This is a genomic window from Microbacterium xerophyticum, from assembly GCF_053543555.1.
In genome coordinates, this window is record NZ_JBLVOB010000007.1 from 453,759 (window position 1) to 462,596 (window position 8,838).

Here is an 8,838-nt window from a genome sequence, read left to right on the forward strand (position 1 = left end):
ACGGGGGCTTCTTCGGGGCCGCGGCAGCTCAGACCGAGACGCCGCGCGCGCCCATGAAGTCGATGGGGTTGGTGTACGAGCCCCAGATGTACACCTCGAAGTGAAGGTGGCATCCGAAAGATCCGCCGGTGTTGCCCGCATACGCGATGACCTGTCCGGACTCGACCCACTGGCCGCTGCGCACCGCGAACGAGCTGATGTGGCCGTAGCCGGTGCCGACGCCGCCGCCGTGCTGAATGCGGACGTAGTTCCCGTAGCCGCCGTTCCAGCCGGCGTAGTCGACGGTTCCCGCGTTGGCCGCGAAGATGGGCGCTCCGCAGCCGTTCGCGAGGTCGACGCCATAGTGCCAGCTGGAGGAGCAGCCCTGCGAGCCGCACTGCGACGAGCGGGGCCCGTAGCCGGAGCTGCGCCATCCGCCGTGCGGACGGCGCCATCCGCCGGATCCTGCGCCGCCGCCTCCGCCGCCGCCGCCACCACCGCCGCCGCCTCCGCCGCCACCGTTGTTGTTGTTGGCAGCGGCAGCCGCAGCCGCCGCGGCTGCGGCATCAGCAGCGGCCTTCTTCTCCCGAGCGATGCGCGCGGCCTCGGCCACGCGGACGCCCTCCTGGTAGTCGGCGACGGTCTTCGCGGTCGTGTCCTGAAGGGCGGCGAGCTGCGCCTCGAGCGTCGTGAGGTACTTGGTCTGCTCGTCGAGCGCAGCCTGGGCCGCTTCGGCAGCGGCCTGCGCCGCGATCATCTTCTCTTCGGCGACCTTCTGCAGACGGTCGCGCTCGGTACGGGCGACCTGAGCCTGGTCGCTGATCGCCTGCGCGGAGTTGCGGGCCGCGACGGCGTCGTCGTAGACCGACTGGTTGTACTCGAGGAGCTTGTCCATCGTGCCGAGGCGCGAGAGGAGCTGGTCGGCGTTGGCTGCGGAACCGGCGAAGAACAGCTCCAGCGCAGTGTCATCCCCGCCGTTGCGGTACAGCTGCGCCGCGACCTGCCCGGCCTTGGTGGCGGACTCTTCGGCGATCTTCGCCTGAGCATCGGCCTGCGCCTGAAGCTCGTTGGCCTTCGTGATCGCATCGAAGAACGCCTGCTGAGCGGCGTAGTACTCGTTGCCGGCGACCTCGGCCGCAGCCTTCGTGTCGGCGACCTTCTGCGTCAGCGAGCTGATGAGGTTCTGGATGCGCGTGACTTCCGCGGCCTTCGCTGCCTCATTGTTCTTGGCCTGCTGCACGTCGTCCCAGCTCGGGTACGACGCCGCGTACGCAGCGTTCACACCGGAGCCGATGCCGAAGGCGCTCAGGGCGGCGACGCTGAGGGCGCCCAATCCGAGTGCGTTGCGGCGGGTGAGAGTGTTCTTCTGCCAGAAGGTACGCCGTTCAGCCATGCTCGGCGCGCAGCCGCAGGAGTCCCCCGCTTCGCGCGCAGCATCCATCGCGGACTGCTCGTCGTTCACACGGCCCCTTCCACAGGTTTCACTCATGCCACAGTAACAACATCTTTAACATCCGCAACAGGGTTTGAGCGGACACAGTGACATGGCGGGCGCATCCCATCGTCCTCCGGAAACGCCCGGGCGACAGCACGACGCGCCCTCGATTCGCATTTTGGGGAAAACATCCCTTATGCTTGAGCGTCGGCAAGGAAGTCCCCCGGGACGCCCTTCGGCCCCATCGTTTAGCGGCCTAGGACGCCGCCCTTTCACGGCGGTAGCACGGGTTCGAATCCCGTTGGGGTCACTCGTCCGATATACAATTTAAAAGCATGGCCCTGTAGCGCAGTTGGTTAGCGTGCCGCCCTGTCACGGCGGAGGTCGCGGGTTCAAGTCCCGTCAGGGTCGCTCTAAGCGACGGGCCCTTTTTTCGAAGAGGGCCTTTCGTCTAGGTTGCGGCGGATTTACGATGTGCCGCACGGCTCTGTAGCTCAGTTGGTAGAGCGCACGACTGAAAATCGTGAGGTCACGGGATCGACGCCCGTCGGAGCCACACGGATCATCATTACAGTGATCCCAGAAACCCTCGCCTAGCTTCTACATGGCGGGGGTTTTGCTTTGCCCTGGAGACACTGGACCGCCGACTTCTCGTCGGGCTTGTGCCGGTTCTGCGCCGGTCAGGGTTCAGCCCGGGCTAGGCCCATCCGTTGAGACAGCGTCGCTCGTCGATGAAAGAAGAGTTTCGGGGCTGCGCGTGCCGTTTGAGCCCCGAAAGTCTTCTTGGCTCCGAAGTCCAGAGCCGCCCCCGATCCGCTCCGCCCGCCCAGCCCCTCGGCCGCTGCCGCTCACCGCATTCGCACCGCGTACCTGAGATGCGTCGTCTTCGGTGAGGCCTCGGTGCCGACCTGCTCCAGCGCGACGTGCGCCGAGTCGATCCCATCGAACAATCGGATGCCGTTGCCGAAGAGCACGGGCGACAGCGACACCGTGAACTCGTCGATCAGCCCTGCATTGAGGCACTCGACGATCGTCTGGCCGCCGCCGGCGATCCGGACGTCCCGGCTGCCCGCCGCCGCGCGCGCCTGCTCGAGCGCGGACTCGATGCCGTCGTTCACGAAGTGGAACATGGTGCCGCCCGGTCGCACCCACGGCTCGCGCTTCTCATGAGTGACGACGAACACGGGCGTGTGGAAGGGCGGCTCCTCAGGCCACATCGCCTCGCCGGCGTCGAACATCCGCTTCCCCATCACGCTCGCACCAGTGCGCTCGAACGTCTCCCGCACGATGTCGTTGTCCCGCCCCTCCTCCCCGCCCTTGCCGATCTGCAGGTTCTCGCGGAAGTGCCGCTGCCGGAAGACCCACTGCTGCAACTCCATCCACTGCTGCCCCATCAGCTCCTCCGACGATTCGGGAGCGATGAAACCGTCCAACGACATCGACACGCTGAAGAAGACCGTGCCGGACATCAGCCTTCGCCTCCTTCGCGAAGGCTGTGCTCGACGTACGCGGCGAGACTGCCCAACGTCTGCGTGCCACCCTCGATCGCACCGAACTTCTCGATCGCCTCGTCGCGCAGCTGCGCGGTCGGGAAGACCGTGACCATCTCGACCCGTGTCGCTTCACCCTCAGGTTCGAAGGTGAGAACCGACTCGAAGGCGTTCGGATCATCGGCGTGCTCGCCGTGGAGCATGACGATCCGCTCCGGGGCGACGATCTCGGTCCAGCAGATCCACTCCGGATAGTCCGTGCCGTCCGGTCCGCGCATCACGAAATCCCACACGCCGCCCACCCGGAACTCGAAAGCCCTCGTGGTCGTGGTGAACCCGTCCGGTCCCCACCACCGCGACAGATGCCGCACCTCGGTGAACGCCTCGAACACCAGCTCGCGCGGAGCATCGATACGGCGTGCGATCACGATCTCACGCTCAGCCGTCTCCGACATCGACGAAGAAGCCGTCGAATCCATCATGATTCCTCTCGTTCCTGTTTGAGTTCCTGCACATAGGCATCGAGGCGGTCGAAGCTCTCGCTCCAGAACTGCTCGAAGCCGCCGGTCCACTCGTGCACCGATCGCAGCCCTCGCGCGTCGATGCCGTACAGACGCTGCTTCCCCGACCTTCGCTCCCGCACCAGGCCGACCTCTCGGAGCACCCGAAGATGCTTCGACGCCCCGGGCTGCGGCAGGTCCAGTTCGCGTGCCAGCTCGGTCACCGACATCTCGCCGGACCGAAGCAGCACGAGGATCTGCCGGCGGCGAGGCTCGGCGATCGCGTTGAACACATCCGATGTCGTCGCTGCGCGTGCCATGTCTGACAACATATACCCATATAGGCAAGTGTTTCAAGAGTCGCCGACGGAAGTTCACCCGGCCGGCGCAGCCATCGTCCACGGCGCGACCGGATATCCGGCACGATGGACACATGACCGATGGGTACGACGCCGGATTCCTGGCCACGCCGCTTCCGATGCCCCGCCCCGCACCGGAGGTCAGGGAGCTCACCTATCCCCGGTTCTCCGTGCTGCTCGAGCCGCAGCGCAGGCTCGCCGCGGTCACCGGCGTCAACATCGACGGCGCACGACTGCGCGAGGTCTCGCGTACCGGCGACTGGCGTCTGGACACGAGGATCCCGGCGGAGGAGCAGACCGGCGCGGATGTCTATGCTCGCAACGACCTCGACCGCGGTCACCTCGTGCGCCGCCGCGATCCCGGCTGGGGCACGGCCGATGAGGCTCGCGACGCCACGGAGGCGACGTTCTTCTATCCCAACGCGGCACCGCAGGCAGCCGGCTTCAACCAGTCCAAGGAACTCTGGCTGGGTCTCGAGGATCACGTGCTCGAGTACGCCGAGACGACCGATCAGCGGGTGTCGGTCTTCACGGCGCCGGTGCTCGCCGACGGCGATCCGCCCTACCGAGGCATCCTCATCCCCCTCCGGTTCTGGAAGGTCGCCGCGTGGCAGGGCCCGGACGGGCTCGCCGCGACCGGCTTCATCCTGGATCAGTCCGAGCTGGTCGACACCGCCGAAGGCGTTCTCGCCGCACCGCCGCTGGGGGCGTTCCGCACCTTCCAGGCACCCATCACGGACATCGCCGGCCTGACCGGCATCGACTTCGGTGCGTTGCCGGACGCCGACGTGCTGGCGGTGCGGACCGCGCGCCCGGACGTCTGGCGCGCATTGACCACCGCAGACGACGTGGTCCTGTGAGCGAGCGCGGAGCGACGACCGGCGCCCGAACCCGCCGCATCGAACTCACGATGCACCGACCCTGGTTCGCCCTGTACGCGGGAGTCAGGCCGACCCTCGTGATCGGCGGACGCGGTCAGCCGACGCAGTGGGGCCTCGGCACCTGGCAGGTCGCTGCCGACGAGAAGGTGACGTTGGGCGTCTTCCTCTTCAACAGGCTGTGGCGCTTCGGCGAGGCCGAGTTCGCGCTCGACCCCGGCACGTCAGCGCTCGAGTACCGCGCGCCGGTTCTACCGTTCTCACCCGGGCGACTTCGCCCCGCCGCGCCGCCGCAGGGGTGACGCCCAGGCACCTCCTCGACACAATGGAGGTATGTCTCCCGAACGCCAGTGGAGGTTGCTGACTTCCGTCCGTCGCGCCATCCGCACCGATCCGTCGAAGGTCGCGCTCACCGAGATGCACCCCGTACTGGGTGAGACCGTCGTCGTGAAGATCCTCGACCTCGCGCTCCGGATCGGTGAGTCGATGTTCGCGGTCGGCGCCTCAGCCCACGACGTCACCTTCGCGATCACCAGGGTGGCCCGCGTGTACGGGCTCACCGGCGTGCACGTCGAAGTCACCTTCAACGCGATCAGCGTCTCGTACCATCGCGGCGAGGAGGACTGGCCGACGACCCTGATGCGGGTCGTGCGCGCCGCATCCCCCGATCACGCCAAGCTGCAGCGTCTGCAGGCGCTGCTGGTCGACATCACCGAAGGACTCGACCTGGATGCCGCGCGGATGGCCTTCCGGATCATCCGGCGCACGCCGTTCCTTTACCGCCCGCTCGTCGTGATCATCGCCCGTGCGCTGCTCACCGTCGGCGTCGCCATCCTGCTCGCAGCTTCGCCGATCATCATCCTGCTGACCTTCATCGCCGCCCTGTGCGCCGCGTTCACCCAGGCGGGTCTCGCACGCCTGCAGGTGCCGTCGTTCTTCAGCCAGATCGCCGGCGCGTTCGTCATCACCGTCATCGCGACGGCGACCTCTGCGCTCGGCGCCGCAGGCATCGCGCCCTTCGATGACGTGCAGCCGTCGATCATCGTCGCCTCTGGCATCGTGCTGATGCTCTCCGGCCTCACCGTCGTCGGTGCCGCCCAGGACGCCATCGACGGATTCGCGCTCACCGCAGGCGGTCGCATCCTCGACCTCACGATGCAGACCGTCGGCGTCGTCCTCGGCATCCTCATCGGACTCGAACTCGCGCGATTGGCCGGGTTCAGCATGGCGCTGCCCGACGACATCCTGCCGTTCGGCAGCCTCGCCCACCAGATCGCCGGCTCCGTGATCATCGCCGTCGCGGTCGCACTGTTCAACGGTGCAGGTGCGTTGATCATCCTCGTCAGCGCGGGACTCAGCGTGATCGCGATCGTCGGATACAACCTCGCGATCCTGCTCGACATCCACGAGGCAGCGGCGAGCGGCGTCGGCGCGCTGATGGCGAGCTTCATCGGCATCCTGATCGCCCGGAACTTCCACGTGCCGTCGGTCGCCGTGACGACGGCGGCGATCGTTCCGCTCGTTCCCGGTTCGGCGGTCTTCCGCGGTCTGCTCGGAATGGTCGACTCGGACGGCACGGCCGAGGGGATGCTCGTCAGCATCAGTCCGCTCGTGCTCGCGGGCTCGATCGGCATCGGGCTGGCCGCCGGCGCATCACTCGGGCTCTACCTCGGCACCCCGCTGCGCGAGACGCTCGCCAGCGTCGCGAAGTCGCGCGCCCGCGTCCGGCGCTGAGATCCTTCGCCCTTCTTCAGAAACAGCATGCCATTTCTTCACAACGTTGGAAATGGCCATTGACCCCAGGCATCCTGGCCTGCAAGAGTGTCGGCGTACGGATTTACGACGTTGTAAATTTCATCGCAGCGGATTCATCCGTACTCCCCCATCCGATTCGGACACGGGTCGCGCCCCAGCGCCTTGCCGAGTCGGCCGAGTCACACACGAGATGAGGAATCGATGGAGATCACATCCGAGAGTCGGCGTTCGAGCCGGCGCGGAAGAACGCGAAGGGCGGCGGCCTTGCTCACCGCAGCCCTGGTCGCCGTCGCAGGGTTGGCCTTCGCCGCCCCTGTGTCCGCCGCGACCACCCCCTGGGTGACCGTGCAGGATGACGGCTACCTGAGGATCAGCGTGCCCGGCGCTGCGGTCGAGGAGGCGGTCGGACCGGTGTCGCAGGTCGTCGTCGAGGGCAACTTCGGCCCGTCCCACAACTGGGCGCAGATCGGACTGCAGCGCAGCGGCGCCAACTGGACCGCGACGTACGGCCCGTTCGAGCCCGGCCTGTACTACTACCAGGTCACCGGCGACGACAGCAAGGTGCTCAAGGATGCGAGCAACCCCACCAGCGTCGCATCCGAGCCGGAGTGGAGCACGTTCTTCATCCCCGGCGAGTCCGCCGCGCTGCTCGCGGACGCCCCGGAGGACGCCGGCACGATCGAGACGCTGACGTACGACAGCTCCGTCGAGAACGAGGAACGCGAAGCGCTCGTCTGGGTGCCGCCGACATACACGCCCAAGGGCAAGAAGCTCCCGGTGCTGTACCTGCAGCACGGCGGCGGGCAGAGCTACCGCGACTGGGTCGAGGTCGGCCGGGCCGAGCAGATCCTCGACAACCTCTGGCTGTCCGGACAGCTCGAGGACATGCTCGTCGTGATGGGCAACGGCAACGTCTCCGACTTCTCGGCCGAGCTGATGGACAACATCGTTCCCGCCGTCGAGAACGCCTACAACGTCTCGCCGTCTCGGAACAAGCGTGCGCTGGCCGGCCTGTCGATGGGCGGCGGTCAGACGTTCGAGGTCTTCAGCGAGCTCCCCGGTGAGTTCACGGCGATCGGCACCTTCGGCGCGGGCCGCTTCGGCGAGCTCGACGACATCCCCGTCAAGAAGATGAACAACAAGACCGACCTGTTCCGCGTCTACGTCGGCAATGCGACGGATGCTGCGCACAACGACGTCTACGACTCGTTCCAGAAGTTCGACGAGCTCGGCCTCGAGTACCAGTTCGACGGCGTCAACCCCGACGCCGGCCACAACTGGAACGCCTGGCAGGAGAACCTGATCGACTTCGCCCCTCGTCTGTTCACGGGCGAAGCATCCGATCCGGCGATGAGCGAGGGTCACACCGCGCTCACCGAGCGCTTCGAGACGCCGGCATCCGGCACCACGCCGACGCCGTGGATCAGCGATGACGGTTTCGTGACGTTCGAGACGACTGCCGAGTTCGCGGACGCCGAGTACGTCTCGGTGTGGGCGAACATCGCTCCGGGCGGCAGCTGGCTGCGCGTGGAGATGAACAAGGTCGGCGATCGCTGGCAGACGACCATCGGTCCGCTGGACCCGTGGTTCTACCACTACCGTCTCATCGTCGATCGGCAAGCGGTCAAGGACACGTCGAACCCGACGTCGGTGACGTCGGAGCCGATGTGGAGCACCTTCCTCGTGGAGGGCGAGGAGTCGCGTCTGCTGACCGACGTTCCTGAGGGCCAGGGCGGCGGACTGGACGTCATGACGTACCAGAGCACGGTCGCCGGACAGGAACGCAGCGCCTACGTGTGGACGCCTCCTGGCTACGACGCCGACCGCGCCGAGGCCTACCCGCTTTTCGTGCTCAACCACGGGGGCGGGCAGAGCTGGACGGACTGGGTGGAGGGCGGACGTACGCGTCAGATCCTCGACAACCTGTTCCTCGACGGCTCCATCGAGCCGATGGTCGTGGTGATGCCCAACGGCAATGTCAGCGACTATCCGAAGGAGCTGCTCGAGAACGTCGTCCCGGCGACGGAGCAGAACTACAACGTCAGCAGCGATCCGCAACAGCGGGCACTCGCCGGTCTTTCGGCCGGTGGCGCACGCACGTTGTCGGTGATGAAGGCGCATCCGGAGCAGTTCGCCTCGATCGGCGTCTTCTCGGCCGGGTTCGGCAGCGGAGACGGACTGGACGTGGAAGCGATCAACGCCAACACCGATATGATCCGCTTCTACATCGGTGACATCACGGACTTCGTCTACCAGGGGATGATGACCTCGCTCGCGACGATGGACGCGATCGGTCTCGAGTACGAGTTCGACGGCGTGACGCCCGGCCCGCACGGGTGGGACGTCTGGCAGAAGAACCTCATCGATTTCGCTCCTCGCCTGTTCCAGGAGTGAATGACCGAGTCTGACTGATCAGCACGGCGTGGCGTCGCTGCTTCTTCG

General features: G+C 66.7%; 8 protein-coding genes and 3 tRNA genes. 7 read left to right on the forward strand and 4 right to left on the reverse strand.

The window, feature by feature from the left end; all coding sequences use genetic code 11:
• Positions 1-28: 28 nt before the first annotated feature.
• The gene (locus tag ACNPNP_RS13770; RefSeq protein WP_448966597.1) at positions 29-1,441 is read right to left on the reverse strand and encodes a peptidoglycan DD-metalloendopeptidase family protein; all 1,413 of its coding nucleotides are present in this window, start codon (positions 1,439-1,441) and stop codon (positions 29-31) included.
• Between the two features lie 210 nt (positions 1,442-1,651).
• Here ACNPNP_RS13770 and ACNPNP_RS13775 point away from each other — a divergent pair.
• The 3 genes from ACNPNP_RS13775 to ACNPNP_RS13785 all read left to right on the forward strand — a co-directional run bounded on the left by ACNPNP_RS13775 (position 1,652) and on the right by ACNPNP_RS13785 (position 1,970).
• A tRNA-Glu gene (locus tag ACNPNP_RS13775) sits at positions 1,652-1,724 on the forward strand.
• 27 nt (positions 1,725-1,751) lie between these two features.
• Positions 1,752-1,825, forward strand: a tRNA-Asp gene (locus tag ACNPNP_RS13780).
• Positions 1,826-1,897: 72 nt separating this feature from the next.
• Positions 1,898-1,970 (forward strand) — tRNA-Phe (locus ACNPNP_RS13785).
• Between the two features lie 292 nt (positions 1,971-2,262).
• Here the strand turns inward: ACNPNP_RS13785 and ACNPNP_RS13790 are convergent.
• The 3 genes from ACNPNP_RS13790 to ACNPNP_RS13800 are packed head-to-tail and all read right to left on the reverse strand — an operon-like array spanning position 2,263 to position 3,724.
• A complete protein-coding gene (locus tag ACNPNP_RS13790; protein WP_448966598.1) occupies positions 2,263-2,883 on the reverse strand; it encodes a dihydrofolate reductase family protein in 621 nt (206 codons plus the stop codon).
• A complete protein-coding gene (locus ACNPNP_RS13795) occupies positions 2,883-3,386 on the reverse strand; it encodes an SRPBCC family protein (protein WP_448966599.1) in 504 nt (167 codons plus the stop codon). The genes ACNPNP_RS13790 and ACNPNP_RS13795 overlap by 1 nt, the downstream gene beginning before the upstream one ends.
• On the reverse strand, positions 3,383-3,724 hold the full coding sequence (locus ACNPNP_RS13800; protein WP_448966600.1) for an ArsR/SmtB family transcription factor: 342 nt from the start codon (positions 3,722-3,724) through the stop codon (positions 3,383-3,385). The genes ACNPNP_RS13795 and ACNPNP_RS13800 overlap by 4 nt, the downstream gene beginning before the upstream one ends.
• A 113-nt stretch (positions 3,725-3,837) precedes the next feature.
• Here ACNPNP_RS13800 and ACNPNP_RS13805 point away from each other — a divergent pair, with 113 nt between their 5' ends.
• The 4 genes from ACNPNP_RS13805 to ACNPNP_RS13820 all read left to right on the forward strand — a co-directional run bounded on the left by ACNPNP_RS13805 (position 3,838) and on the right by ACNPNP_RS13820 (position 8,790).
• Positions 3,838-4,623 (forward strand): DNA/RNA non-specific endonuclease, encoded by a 786-nt coding sequence (locus tag ACNPNP_RS13805; RefSeq protein ID WP_448966601.1) that lies wholly within the window; start codon positions 3,838-3,840, stop codon positions 4,621-4,623.
• The gene (locus ACNPNP_RS13810; RefSeq protein ID WP_448966602.1) at positions 4,620-4,943 is read left to right on the forward strand and encodes a hypothetical protein; all 324 of its coding nucleotides are present in this window, start codon (positions 4,620-4,622) and stop codon (positions 4,941-4,943) included. Before ACNPNP_RS13805 ends, ACNPNP_RS13810 begins: the two co-directional genes overlap by 4 nt.
• Before the next feature lie 31 nt (positions 4,944-4,974).
• Positions 4,975-6,375: a threonine/serine exporter family protein gene (locus ACNPNP_RS13815; protein ID WP_448966603.1), complete on the forward strand. Its 1,401-nt coding sequence runs from the start codon at positions 4,975-4,977 to the stop codon at positions 6,373-6,375.
• 285 nt (positions 6,376-6,660) lie between these two features.
• Positions 6,661-8,790, forward strand: a complete 2,130-nt coding sequence (locus ACNPNP_RS13820; RefSeq protein WP_448966604.1) for an alpha/beta hydrolase — start codon at positions 6,661-6,663, stop codon at positions 8,788-8,790.
• The last annotated feature ends 48 nt before the right edge of the window (positions 8,791-8,838 follow it).